Source organism: uncultured Veillonella sp. (genome assembly GCF_963551295.1).
Classification (GTDB): domain Bacteria; phylum Bacillota; class Negativicutes; order Veillonellales; family Veillonellaceae; genus Veillonella.
On record NZ_CAUVFT010000002.1, the window covers coordinates 82,903 to 95,448 of the forward strand.

A 12,546-nucleotide genomic window follows, 5' to 3' on the forward strand; every position below is an offset into this window, starting at 1 on the left:
ACTATATGATGTTTTATTGTGAACCATATGATGGAATTTTGACTAGTAAATATCTACAAAGTTTATAAATAAACAGGTCAATTTGGAAATGTGGAGAGAACTATATTAAAAAAGTCAGATTCTCTTAAATATGGTATAATATATAGTATTGTAATTAACGGAAAAGGGGGTGTTCCAATGGCATATATTGCGCTATATCGTAAGTATCGACCGCAGACATTTACCGATGTAGTTGGTCAGCATCAGGTGTCTGATACATTGATGCGCGCTATCCGCGAGGATAAGGTAGCTCATGCCTATTTATTTGCCGGTCCGCGGGGGACTGGTAAGACGAGTATGGCGAAGATTTTTGCGCGCGCTATCAACTGCGAGCATGGTCCAACGGATCACCCTTGTAACGAGTGTAGTGCTTGTAAATCGATTTTGAGTGGACAGTCCATGGATGTTCTTGAAATCGACGCCGCATCCAATCGCGGTATCGATGAGGTGCGTGCTCTCCGTGAAAGCGTCAAATTTATGCCTGTTGAGGGGCGTAAAAAGGTTTTCATCATAGACGAAGCCCATATGCTTACCACAGAGGCGTGGAACGCGCTTTTAAAAACAATCGAAGAGCCGCCTGCTCATGTGATGTTTATTTTTGCTACTACAGAAATTGAAAAATTGCCTGTTACTATCGTGTCTCGTTGTCAGCGCTATACCTTTAGACGTATTACTTCTGATGACATCGCACAACGTTTATCTTACGTAGCAGAAAAAGAGGGCTTTGGCCTTGATTCTGCGGCGGCTCAGCTTATCGCTGTTCATGCAGATGGTGGTTTGCGCGATGCCTTGAGTATTCTAGACCAATGTGCAGGTATGGCAACGGGTTCTATTACACCGCAAGTGGTGGAAGAGTTAATTGGTCTCGTAAGTAAAGAATGGATTATTCACTTTCTAGATGCTTTGCGTAACGGCGATGGACCTAAAGTATTATCCTACGTTCACGATGCATTGGCAGAAGGTCGCGATGCGACGCAAATTATGGAAGCCCTTATTCAACATGTGCGTGCTTTGCTCGTTGGTAAGGTGGCTCCCGATGCGGATGAGCTCAAGGTATACGATGCCTTTAAGGATGAGTTCCTAGCTCAGGCCAATACTGTTGATTTTAATGAACTTAACCAATATGTGCGCAGTGCTCAATCCATCATGAATGATGCGAAACAAGTGGATAATCCGCGAACCATCATTGAAATGGGCCTACTTGTGCTTTGTGCTAAATTAGGTTCTGTTGATGAAAGCTTAGAAGACCGTGTATATGCTCTAGAAAGTGCCGAGCGATCTGAACGAAACGAATTATTGAACCGCATGGCTCAATTAGAGCAACGAGGTCCAGCTGTAGCACCTGCACCTGCTTACGGTGTTAATTCTTCTGGACCACAAGGTGGCTATACGAATAGTTTTGTATCTGTTGATACTACTGTAACTACACAGGATGCTCCAATGAGCAGCATTCAAAATACTACTATTGATACAGTGCCACAATTAAGTGGTGTGGGGATGACACCGCCTCCTATGAATGGGGTAGGCATGACACCTCCACTGATGGGAGTACCAGGTAGTACACCTCCTCCGATGAATGGCGTGGGCATGGCTCCGCCACCGATGGGCGGGGTTGGCATGGCGCCACCGGCGAATAATGGGGACACGGCTTCCCGAAAAACTACTAGAAACCAAGCTAAAGGTCGTGCTAAAAAAGGTGTTAGTACACAGGCCATCATTAGTGAACAAATCTTGTCTGCTCAAGAGTATCGCAATGTACAATCCAATGTGATTAAATACTTGAAGGATAGCAATCGCAATATGACCTCTACCGTTATTGGTCAAGGTCAACTTGTATATGTAGACCAAAGCAAGGCGGTCATGGCCTTTAAAAATACATTGCATCTCAATGTGATGACCAATGAAGTGAACTTGGCTGAAGCGGCTGATGCTTTCACCTATACACTGGGCTATGCGGTGCACGTAGAAATCGTGGATGCCCTCACGCAAGTTTATAAAGATTATAAAAAGGCTGCTGGTAGCACCACACAACGCCAAGTAAAAGCACCCCAACGGCCACAAGAACCGATGGTTGACGTAAAGACGACCTCTGGTGCGCAACCGACACAAATGGATTTAACCAATGATCCTCAAGAGAGTAAGTTTGATTCTGCAGCCGTGGACGCGGCTAAAGCTGCGGCTATGGAATTCTTAGCTAAGAAAACCGCTGGTGCTGTTGCCAATGCTACTACTAGTGGTAGTGCGAATACAGCTACAACAGATGCTTCATTAAAAACTGCACTAGGTACTGGAGTAGAAACAGAGCCAGCATCCGGTGATGATGTGCCGATTACATCCTTTGATGGTACTCCGTCTACTCAAGTTCCAGATGGTGAGATTCCTATTGAGTCTCTAGCGGGTTCTATTGAAGGGGATGATATTCCAGTTCATTCCTTTGATGATGTGCCTGTAGACGATATGGAGGGTTCTTATGTATCATCCTTAGATGATATGCCAGCCCATCCATTAGATAGTGTGACTGTTATCAGCGAGGATGGCGAAGTGTTAGAGCGCCCTATGGATAGCGGTGCACATATCGAGGTGGAAGCTGTCCCAAAGTCTGATGGGGGTGAACCTCGTGAGGTAACCCCACAGCAAGGTGATGGAAATGATATGCTTTCACCAGCACCTATTGAAATAGAGGCTATCGATAGCGTTACGGTGGCTCGTGAATACGCATGGGATCCAGCGCATATGACCGAAGAGGAACGAAACAATCCTTTATTGGCAGAAACATTAGAAAAACTATCTGAAGACCATGACATCATAGTCGAGGTCATCGAAGAATAGATAAAAAAGTAATTGTTATATAATAACCTTTGGCTTTCGGGCTATTAGGTGACTCATATGTTATAAACCTATGTCATATAGTATTAATGATATGGACTTAGAATGTTAGTATAGGACGATGTCCTAGAAGGAGGAAATACGATGTTTGGTAAAGGTATGGGCAATATGTCTGGCATGATGAAAAAAGTTCAAAAAATGCAAGCAGATATGAAGAAAATGCAAGAAGAGTTAAAAACTCGTACAGTAGAAGCTTCCGTAGGTGGCGGTGCCGTAACTGTTGTGATGAACGGCGAAAAAATCATCGAATCTTTGAAATTGAATCCTTCAGCTGTTGATCCTGAAGATGTAGAAATGTTAGAAGACTTGGTAATGGCTGCGGTAAACGAAGCTAGCAAAAAAGTGGATGACCTCTTGGCTCAAGAAATGGGCAAAGTAACTGGTGGTCTTAACTTGCCAACAGGTTTATTCTAAATGACAAATGCTTTGGAACGGCTCGTAGAACAGCTGCGCCGCTTGCCTGGCATCGGCTCCAAGTCGGCTAGACGCTTGGCTTACCATTTGGTAGAAATGCCGAAGGAAGAGGTAGATCGTCTCGTGGAAACCATCGTAGAAGCGAAGGGGGCTACGCGTCACTGTTCTATTTGCTTTAACTTATCAGCTCAAGATCCTTGCGAATTTTGTAGCAATCCAAATCGCGATCAAACGACGATTATGGTTGTTGAAACATCTCGCGATGTCATTGCTATCGAGCGCAGTGGTGATTATAAGGGCTTGTATCATGTATTGGAAGGTGCCTTGTCCCCTATGGAGGGCATCGGTGCCGATGATATTCGCGTAAAAGAATTGATTGCACGCCTTCGCGATGGTGTTGTACAAGAGGTCATCCTCGCTACAGACCCAGATGTCGAAGGAGAAGCAACAGCTCTGTATTTGGCGCGCTTATTAAGTCCAAGTGGCATCAAGGTAACGCGCATTGCCCGCGGTGTTCCTGTGGGTGGCGATATTGAATATGCCGATGAATTAACGCTAGGCGGTGCCGTAGTGAACCGTCAAGAAATGAAAGGATAGTAGTATGGGAGCTTTATTAGCATCACCGATTATATCGGCGGTTATTTCCGTTGCTGTAGCCTACATTGCTTTCAAGGTAGCATTTTTCACCATTAAACGGGTGGCTATGAATGTTGTAACTGGGGTTTTAACCTACTGGGTATGTGTTCATATACTGGAGATTCCAATGGATATTGGAGTTGGTATTTGGGCATTAACAGCAATTTTAGGTCCTATTCCTATGGTTTTAGCTGCTATATATTACGGCATTTTATAACAGGAGGTTTTTATGCTTATCAATCGTGAACAACAACGCGTTATTGATGAAGTGGAACAGAATATCCTCTTGTTAGCGTCCGCTGGGACGGGAAAAACGAATACACTTGCTTATCGAGTGGCTCACCTCATCGAGGGCGGCTATGCGAAGGCGGAAAATATCTTGTGCATGACCTTTACGAACAAGGCCGCAAATGAGATGAAAGACCGCATTCAATCGCTCGTAGGCAGTCCTGCAAAGGCTGTGGAGGTTAGTACATTCCACAGCTTTTGCTTTTTCATTCTCCAACAAGAGGGAAAGCGCAACGAAAGCTTGTACACGGACGTGACCATCTTTGACGAAGAAGACTGCAAGGAACTATCTGAACCGTACCGTCCTGGTAAATTGCGAGAAATGTCCTTTGCTAATATTATATCCATGGTGAAAGAATATCGTTCTTTATATGGATTTTATTCTGATGATCTCATAGGCGATTACAAGCGGACCATCGAACGCTTGCAGAAGGAACAACGTGAAGCCATTGAGCAGCAATTCTCCAGCTTTGGCAATGTCCTCTATAGTGAACTCAATGATTTCTTGAACCATGGTCACGAATGGATTGCCGCTTATGATGAAAGCCTAGCTTCCGTGCATGGCCTAGATTTTACGGATCTGATCTGCGGTGTTCATCGCCTATTCCAAGACCCTGTAGTTCGTGAGCGCTGGCGCAGTCGTTACAGCTATATCTCTGTAGATGAAATGCAAGATACGGGCGTACTGGAGTATAAGGTTCTTGAAATGCTGTGGGAAGATAATCACGTGCTCTTGTGTGGCGACTATTTCCAAACGATTTACGAATGGCGTGGCTCCGATCCGTTCCGCTTGCTTAAGCAATTTGATGCGGATTTCAAACCCTTGAAAATCATCTTTTATGAAAACTATCGCTCTAACTGGACGCTCTTTACGATGGCTTTCAAGACCTTGCAAAATATGTTCCCTGACCTAGTTGGGTCTATTTACACTGAATTGCCTCGTGCCAATAGTGAAAGCAAGGGTAAGCCAGTTCTTATTAAAGGTTGTAAAAATAGCTACCTTGAGGGTCGATATATCTACGAAGCTATCTGCGCCTTGCCAAAGGATGCTAATATCGGCGTTCTCGTGCGGGACAATAAAAAGGCGCAACGATTGAGTGACTCCTTTGAACGTCTTAACGGTGAGCGTCCTGAAGAGGAGCGCCGTCACTTTATGATTATTGATGAGTATAAATTCTTTAGACGTCAAGAAATTAAAGATGTTATGGCCTACTTCAAGTTGTTGATGAATCCTAATGATTCTGTTAGTGCGAAACGAATTATCAAGAGATATGTTGCTGGTATTGGTGACGCGCGTATCGCCGCGATTGAAAGTCCTGAAACACGGGAAGTCGGTTTAAAATTGACGGACTTCATGGATATGCCTATCTTTGAGGCAGAGCCTTATGCAAAGCTTGTCAGTGGATTAGAGCAGCACGAAGTCGTTGTTTATGACGTGGAGAGCACCGGCACAGATACGGCTCAAGACCGCATCATTCAAATTGCGGCCATTCGCATCGATGAAAATGGACAGGTCTTAGAGACCTTTGAACGCTTTATCAATCCTGGTGTACCTGTTGGTCAATCCGAAGAGGTACACGGCTTCTCCGATGCGTATTTACAAGAGCACGGCGAAGAGCCAGCTATAGTGCTACAAGCCTTTAAGGAATTCTCCAAGAATGCTATTATTGTAGGTCATAATGTAAACTATGATGTAACTATCTTTACGAATGAATTGGCGCGCCATAACTTAGGTAATCCCGAGTTTAAGGCTGTCTATGATACGCTTGATATTTATCGTCGCTTTTATCCTAATTTGCCAAATCATAAATTGGGTTTTCTGGCGTCTACCTTCCCTATAAATCACGTCCCGACTCATAATGCGATGGATGATATCTTGGCCACGGCACAGCTTTTAATCTATGCGGTGAAAGAAAATATCGTGCCTACTACAACGGGACGTATGGTAGCTATTAACAAATATAAGGCAGCTTTCACCAATATCGCATCTCAAATGGCGACCTTGCGTAGAAAAGCTTATATGGAGATGCCAACGAAATTATTGGCGTACATCATGAACCAAATGAGGGTTCTAGAATACTACAAATCTCATGGAGAAGCGGCTAAAGTAGAGCATATACGTGATTTATATCGTATCATGGAAAAACTAGATGCGGCTTATGAAGGACCTGCAGGACTGGCGCGGTTAAATCAAATTTTGCAACTCGCAGCTCTCACGGCGGGCGAGCCCGCACAACAGGTGCGAAACGAAGACCGCATTCCTATCATTACCATTCACCAAGCAAAGGGCAGTGAGTTCGATTACGTATTCTTAGCAGGACTCAACGAAGGTACGTTCCCAAGTCCGTTTGCTATTGCAGAAGGTCGTGAAGACGAAGAAAAGCGCTTGTTCTATGTGGCCATCACTCGACCTAAACAAGAATTGACCATTACCTTTGAACAGACGAATATGAGAGGTCGAGCCGTTCAACCAAGCTCGTTACTCAACTATATGCCACGAGATCCTGAACTCGTAGAAAGGAGATACTAATGGCGCGAAAAACACATCGTCCTGACGATATTCTGTGGACCGTGACCGCTGTAGATATAGATGCTGTGCTTAGCGAGAAAAGTGCAAAACAAAAGCTAGCTGGTAATGGTCAAGACGGATCTAGTAGCAGTCGAGATATATCGAGTAGCAATCAAGATATGTTAACTCGTGAGCTAGAACATACTGGCAAAGCATGTGATATTTCACTTGGTGAAGTGTTAGATACTAAATATCCCCGAAAGTCCTTAGTTAAACTCTTTGAAGAGAAATTAATCCACATCAATGGGCATAAGGCTACGCCAAAGGATGTAATCTCCGTAGACGATGAGATCTGGATTGCTATGGCAAAGGAAAAAATAGATCACGATCCAATCGAAATGGACTTATCTGTTTTATACGAAGACGAGGATCTTCTTATTGTGGATAAGCCAAGTGGTGTGACGGTAAACTCTAAAGACCAAGTATCCCTTGCCAATGGGGTGGCGCACTATTTTAAAGAACATGGTATCAAGCGAAAGGTACGTTTCTTGAACCGTCTAGATAGAGATACGACGGGCTGCATTGTCATTGCAAAAAGTGGGTTAGCTCAAAGTCTTTATCAACAGCAAATGGATGATAATACCTTTGAAAAGTGGTATATGGCTACTGTAGAAGGCATTGTAGAAGCTGATGAGGATACTTTAGTATTCCCTATGGAACGCAGTGCTGATGGTATTCATTACGAAGTAAATGCAAAGGGCAAAGCGACTCGTACAGATTTTTCCGTCCTATGTAGACATTCTTCCCAGCCTGTGGATAACTCTGTGAATAAGTCTGAAAATTCTGTGGATATAGGATCAAAAAATGTGGATATAGAATTAGTAGATGTGGATAAAAATAATTCAAATGTGGACAAAACTGTGTATAAGTCCAATACATGTGGATATACTAAGGTTTTAGTTTGTTTGTACACGGGAAAAACACATCAAATTCGAGTAGCTTTCAGTCATATAGGGCATCCTCTTGTAGGGGATACATTATACGGTGCACAACCTACGGGACAGCCATTTCGATTGCGCGCTCAAAAGGTAGTATTTACACACATGCGCACAGGAGAGCGTATTACGGTTATGGCATAATCTGATCTAGTCAACTCGTTACGTAATACAAAATACTAGTTTGTTAATAATAGGTTTGTACTATACATTGTGAAGTCCAATACATTAAAATTTCTAATTGAGAAATGAGAATTATTGATAACTTAGTAAAATCAATAAGTTTAAAAATATTTTTCAAGAAAAATAATGACAAATGATAATCAATAAGTTATAATAGGATTATAAGTAAATCGATATAGTTCTATTTACAAACTATAAATCAGAATGTAAGAGGTGTAGTATGATTTTACAAGATAATGGTGCAGCACGTAATCGGGGGATTACGCTTGCCAGTATAAAAGGCATTATAGGTAATGTCGTTCTCGTTATTTTTAAAATGATTGTGGGCCTTGCGTCTAATTCCATCGCCATCATCCTTGATGCAGTAAATAACTTAACAGATGTATTGTCCTCTGTATTAACTATTGTGGGTACGAAATTAGCCGCCAAAGGGGCTGATAAGGAGCATCCATTTGGTCATGGTCGTATAGAATATATGACTACCATGGCCATAGCTTTCATCATTCTCGGTGCTGGCATTGGATCCCTTAAGGAATCTGTGGAAAAAATTATTCATCCTGAGGTATCTACCTTCGATATTCCAGGCCTTGTTATCATCGCTGTTGCCATCGTGGTGAAAATAGTGATGGGCCGTTACATCAAGGCACAAGGAGAAAAATATAAATCCGATGCGCTCGTAGCATCTGGTATAGATGCCCTTTTTGATGCGGTGATTACCTTTGCTACATTGGTATCTGCAGGCTTAGTATTTTTCTTTAACTTTGATATTCAAGGTTATGTGGGCGCTGTTATTTCTGTTTTGATTTTAAAAGCAGCGTATGATATTTTACGTGAAATGTATAACCATTTGCTCGGTGTTCGAGCAGATGATAATTTAATCCGTAATATTAAAGAAGCTATCGCACAGCATCCGAATGTGGGTGGTGTATATGACTTGGTATTAAATAGTTATGGGCCAGGAGAAACAATTGGTTCCGTTCATATTTCTGTACCAGATACGATGACAATGGCAGAAGTTCACCCATTAACAAAGGGCATTGCGGTTCATCTTTATAAAAAGTTTGGTATCAATATGACCGTTGGTGTATATGCTGAAAACAAACCAAGTGTAGAAGTACTTGAAATTAGAAAAGCTCTTGATCAAGTTATTAGTTTATATACACATGTAGTACAAGTACATGCCTTCTACGTACAAGAAGAAAAGAAGGTTATTTACTACGATATTATCTTTGACTTTGACGAAGAAGATCCGCATGGCACATTGGAAAAAATTAAGGCGGAAATGCAAAAACGTTACCCTGACTATACACAATTCGCTATTGTGGATACGGATTTTAGTAACTAATATTATAATTTGTTTTGATAAATTCTCTAAGGAGAGATGGAATGAAAAAAATTGCTTTTACCGCATTAGCTGTAATGGCGGTTGTTGGTGTGTTCGCGGTTCAGCCTGCAGATGCAAAAAAGGTAGAACAAGATCCAGTAGTGGCATCTATTGATATGCCTATGAATGATGAAATTCAACAGGTTAATGGTGTTTCTAAATCAATAAATAAAGAAACACGACGTTTGTCTAATATTTTAGCAGAAGCTACAAAAGTGATGATTAAAAAGAATTGGAAGATCATTTATATTAAAGCAGTTCCTACGGGAGATAAGGATGCTGTACGCTTTTATTACAAAGATAATAGAGGTCAAGTATACAATGGCCAAGTCATTAGAAATACAGGTTTATCCAAGGGTAAATATATGGCCGGTTCTTTACGTCAAACAGAGGCCTTGCAAGAATTAGTTAACCACTTGCAACAGAATGGTCAAGAAGTACCATCCTCTATTGATATCATCATCACTCAAGAAGGCTATCGCATTAAGACTATCTTTAATTACAATGAAGATACAAGTAATTTAACAGAGTATCAGCAACAATATGAACAACAAAACTTCCCGACAATGAAGTAACAAAAAAGCTCGTGCTATGCACGAGCTTTTTTGTTAGATTACGTAATCATCGGAATCGTCTTTCTTAGGTTTTTTGTAAATTTCTTTTACACCAGCCATTTCGATGAGTTCTTCCCCAAGGGCATCTTCATCGTCTGTGTTAAGCATGGAGTAGAACGCCCAAAGAATAATAAACCAAATTGGTGTGAACAAGAGGGCAATTCGCGTATCTTCATTTAAGGCTAGGATGGCTAGAACAAAAACGAAGAAAGCGAGGATGATGTAATTCATTATAGGGTATAGGGGCATTTTAAATTTAGACTGTGACGCTACTTCAGGATTTTTCTTGCGATATTTGAGATGGCAAATAACCATCATGCCCCAAATAAAGATAAAGCAGAACGTGGAGATTGATGTAATCATAACGAATACTGCTTCAGGCATTACGTAGTTGAGTACAACCGTAATCAATAATACGGCTGCCGAGAAAATCGTTGCTTGGTATGGCACACTGCTGTGAGTCAAGCGGCGCATCGAACTCGGGGCGTGACCGCGTTTTGCCAAGGCATAAATCATACGACCGGTACTGAAGATACCGGAGTTTGTAGCGGATGCTGCAGAAGTAAGAACCACGAAGTTTACGATACCTGCAGCGGCTGTAATACCAACGGCGGTAAATACCGCTACAAATGGGCTGGTAGCAGGGTTAACGGCAGTCCAAGGGTAAATACTCATGATGATGGCTAAAGAGCCCACATAGAATAAAATAATACGCAATGGAATATTATTTATGGCCATTGGAATAACCTTTTCTGGATTTTCCGTTTCGCCAGCTGTCAACCCTACGAGTTCGATACCTGTGAAAGCAAATACAACCATTTGGAATGATAGAATAAAGCCCATCGTTCCATTCGGGAACCATCCTCCATAGTTCCACATATTACTAAAGGCGGCGACGCCAGCATCTGTAGTAAAACCTGTAACAATCATGATGATACCGATGATGATAAGAGAGATGATAGCGATTACCTTAATCAAGGCAAACCAGAATTCCATTTCGCCGAAATGTTTTACAGCTGTCAAGTTCATTAACAACAAGACGATCAAAACAAGTAAGGCAGGTATCCATTGGGGTAGCCACGGTATCCAGTACTGCATGTAGAGGCCTACGGCCGTTAAGTCTGCCATGGCTAGTGAAAGCCAGCAGAACCAGTATGTCCATCCCGTGATAAATGCTGCTCGATCCCCTAAGTAATCTTCTACAAAGTCGATAAAAGAGTGGTGGTTTAGGTTAGATAACAGTAATTCGCCTAGTGCTCTCATAATAAAGAAACAAATAACACCTGTTATTAGGTAGGCGAATATAATGGATGGACCCGCCAAGTGAATGGCGCGGCCGGAGCCCAAGAATAAACCTGTACCAATAGCACCGCCGATAGCGAGCAACTGTACATGTCTGTTCTTAAGACCCCGTTTTAACTGATGAGTATCAGACATAATAAAGACCTCTTTTCTACAAACTATCTATAAATATAAAAAGCCATGGATTACCATAACTTTCATAATCTATAGAATCTATAAAACTATTTTTTTATAATACAGTATCTATTCTAAAAAGTCAAATGTATTTTTACAGTAGACAAAAGACGTAATGATTTTCTGATGAGAGTATACCTTTATATTGATAAGAGCAAAGAATATTCTTATTTATGAAGTTTGTTGACGAATAATATAAAATAATTTATAATAAGTACACTTACAATAAAAGGAGGATATAAAATGGAATTTAGTTTTGGTTTGAAAATAAAAGCAGAAAAAGAAGCTGTGTGGACGTACTATGCGAATATTGAAAAATGGTATGACTGGGAAGAGGATCTAAAAAATATTACATTAAACGGTAAATTTGAGACCGGTTCATGTGGTACAATGGAACTTGAAGGCATGCCACCTATGGAATATCAGCTTACTCTTGTAAAACCTTTTGAAGAGTTTTGGGATAAGACTGAAACTCCATTTGGTGCTATACTTTTCGGACATCAAATAATTGATAATCATGACGGAAGTGTAAATGTAAAGCATATCGTAAGCTTAGAAAGTGAAGATAAGCAACATTTGGAATTTTTAAGTCAAGTTTTTTCTGATGTTCCCCAATCTATATTTATTCTAAAAAATTGTTTAGAAAGATAAGGTGATTGCTGTTTGTTTACATCAAAATATAAAGACAATTCAGAAAAATCAACAGGATTATTGTTCATGAGGGTGTACAATAAATGGCATTTTACTATAAAACAAGCATTAAAAGAGTTGAACTTAACACATCCTCAGTTTGTTGTTTTAGCATCTCTTGCATATCTATCACAACATGATAACGAAGTTACACAAGTTATGATTTCAAAACTTTCAGGAATAGATGTTATGACGGTATCTCAAATATTGAGTTTATTGGAAAAACGTGGTTTTGTAGAGCGAAAAGAACACTCTAGAGATACACGTGCGAAAGCGGTTCTTTTAAATGAAGAGGGCAGTGCAATATTACAAAAGGCAGTCCCATTAGTTGAACAAATTGATGAACTCTTTTTCGGAAAGCTGAAGAGTGATGAAGCTCAATTTAAACATCTTCTTGGCAGATTACATGAAGCGTAAGGTGTATTAATTTTC

11 protein-coding genes are annotated in these 12,546 nt (G+C 41.1%); 10 read left to right on the top strand and 1 reads right to left on the bottom strand.

The annotated features are described in order from the left end of the window. Positions 1–177 precede the first annotated feature (177 nt). The 8 genes from dnaX to RYO55_RS00815 all read left to right on the top strand — a co-directional run bounded on the left by dnaX (position 178) and on the right by RYO55_RS00815 (position 9,909). Positions 178–2,868 carry a DNA polymerase III subunit gamma/tau gene (gene dnaX, locus RYO55_RS00780; protein ID WP_314983734.1) on the top strand — a complete coding sequence of 897 codons (2,691 nt, stop codon included), beginning with the start codon at positions 178–180 and terminating at the stop codon, positions 2,866–2,868. A 141-nt stretch (positions 2,869–3,009) separates the two neighbouring features. After that, the gene (locus tag RYO55_RS00785) at positions 3,010–3,339 is read left to right on the top strand and encodes a YbaB/EbfC family nucleoid-associated protein (RefSeq protein WP_314983736.1); all 330 of its coding nucleotides are present in this window, start codon (positions 3,010–3,012) and stop codon (positions 3,337–3,339) included. After that, positions 3,340–3,936: a recombination mediator RecR gene (gene recR / locus RYO55_RS00790; protein ID WP_004694915.1), complete on the top strand. Its 597-nt coding sequence runs from the start codon at positions 3,340–3,342 to the stop codon at positions 3,934–3,936. It abuts the gene before it with no gap. A 4-nt stretch (positions 3,937–3,940) separates the two neighbouring features. Beyond that, on the top strand, positions 3,941–4,192 hold the full coding sequence (locus RYO55_RS00795) for a hypothetical protein (RefSeq protein WP_295814807.1): 252 nt from the start codon (positions 3,941–3,943) through the stop codon (positions 4,190–4,192). 12 nt (positions 4,193–4,204) lie between these two features. Then, positions 4,205–6,793: a 3'-5' exonuclease gene (locus RYO55_RS00800; protein ID WP_314983738.1), complete on the top strand. Its 2,589-nt coding sequence runs from the start codon at positions 4,205–4,207 to the stop codon at positions 6,791–6,793. After that, entirely contained in the window at positions 6,793–7,911 is a 1,119-nt protein-coding gene (locus RYO55_RS00805) for an RluA family pseudouridine synthase (protein WP_314983740.1), read from the top strand. The genes RYO55_RS00800 and RYO55_RS00805 overlap by 1 nt, the downstream gene beginning before the upstream one ends. Before the next feature lie 259 nt (positions 7,912–8,170). Then, positions 8,171–9,295 (top strand): cation diffusion facilitator family transporter, encoded by a 1,125-nt coding sequence (locus tag RYO55_RS00810; RefSeq protein WP_314983742.1) that lies wholly within the window; start codon positions 8,171–8,173, stop codon positions 9,293–9,295. Positions 9,296–9,336: 41 nt separating this feature from the next. Next, complete coding sequence (locus tag RYO55_RS00815; RefSeq protein ID WP_314983744.1) at positions 9,337–9,909, top strand: immunity protein YezG family protein; 573 nt, start codon at positions 9,337–9,339, stop codon at positions 9,907–9,909. Positions 9,910–9,942: 33 nt separating this feature from the next. On the opposite strand, the gene RYO55_RS00820 is transcribed toward RYO55_RS00815, so the two are convergent. Then, positions 9,943–11,385, bottom strand: coding sequence for an amino acid permease (locus tag RYO55_RS00820; RefSeq protein WP_314983746.1), 1,443 nt, complete (start codon positions 11,383–11,385; stop codon positions 9,943–9,945). 282 nt (positions 11,386–11,667) lie between these two features. Here RYO55_RS00820 and RYO55_RS00825 point away from each other — a divergent pair, with 282 nt between their 5' ends. Then, a complete protein-coding gene (locus RYO55_RS00825; RefSeq protein ID WP_314983748.1) occupies positions 11,668–12,075 on the top strand; it encodes a polyketide cyclase in 408 nt (135 codons plus the stop codon). Positions 12,076–12,087: 12 nt separating this feature from the next. Beyond that, positions 12,088–12,531 (top strand): MarR family transcriptional regulator, encoded by a 444-nt coding sequence (locus tag RYO55_RS00830; protein ID WP_314983750.1) that lies wholly within the window; start codon positions 12,088–12,090, stop codon positions 12,529–12,531. The last annotated feature ends 15 nt before the right edge of the window (positions 12,532–12,546 follow it).

Coding starts and splice junctions, on each gene's coding strand:
- dnaX (WP_314983734.1), top strand. CDS start 178: ATGGCATATATTGCGCTATATCGTAAGTATCGACCGCAGACATTTACC.
- RYO55_RS00785 (WP_314983736.1), top strand. CDS start 3,010: ATGTTTGGTAAAGGTATGGGCAATATGTCTGGCATGATGAAAAAAGTT.
- recR (WP_004694915.1), top strand. CDS start 3,340: ATGACAAATGCTTTGGAACGGCTCGTAGAACAGCTGCGCCGCTTGCCT.
- RYO55_RS00795 (WP_295814807.1), top strand. CDS start 3,941: ATGGGAGCTTTATTAGCATCACCGATTATATCGGCGGTTATTTCCGTT.
- RYO55_RS00800 (WP_314983738.1), top strand. CDS start 4,205: ATGCTTATCAATCGTGAACAACAACGCGTTATTGATGAAGTGGAACAG.
- RYO55_RS00805 (WP_314983740.1), top strand. CDS start 6,793: ATGGCGCGAAAAACACATCGTCCTGACGATATTCTGTGGACCGTGACC.
- RYO55_RS00810 (WP_314983742.1), top strand. CDS start 8,171: ATGATTTTACAAGATAATGGTGCAGCACGTAATCGGGGGATTACGCTT.
- RYO55_RS00815 (WP_314983744.1), top strand. CDS start 9,337: ATGAAAAAAATTGCTTTTACCGCATTAGCTGTAATGGCGGTTGTTGGT.
- RYO55_RS00820 (WP_314983746.1), bottom strand. CDS start 11,385: ATGTCTGATACTCATCAGTTAAAACGGGGTCTTAAGAACAGACATGTA.
- RYO55_RS00825 (WP_314983748.1), top strand. CDS start 11,668: ATGGAATTTAGTTTTGGTTTGAAAATAAAAGCAGAAAAAGAAGCTGTG.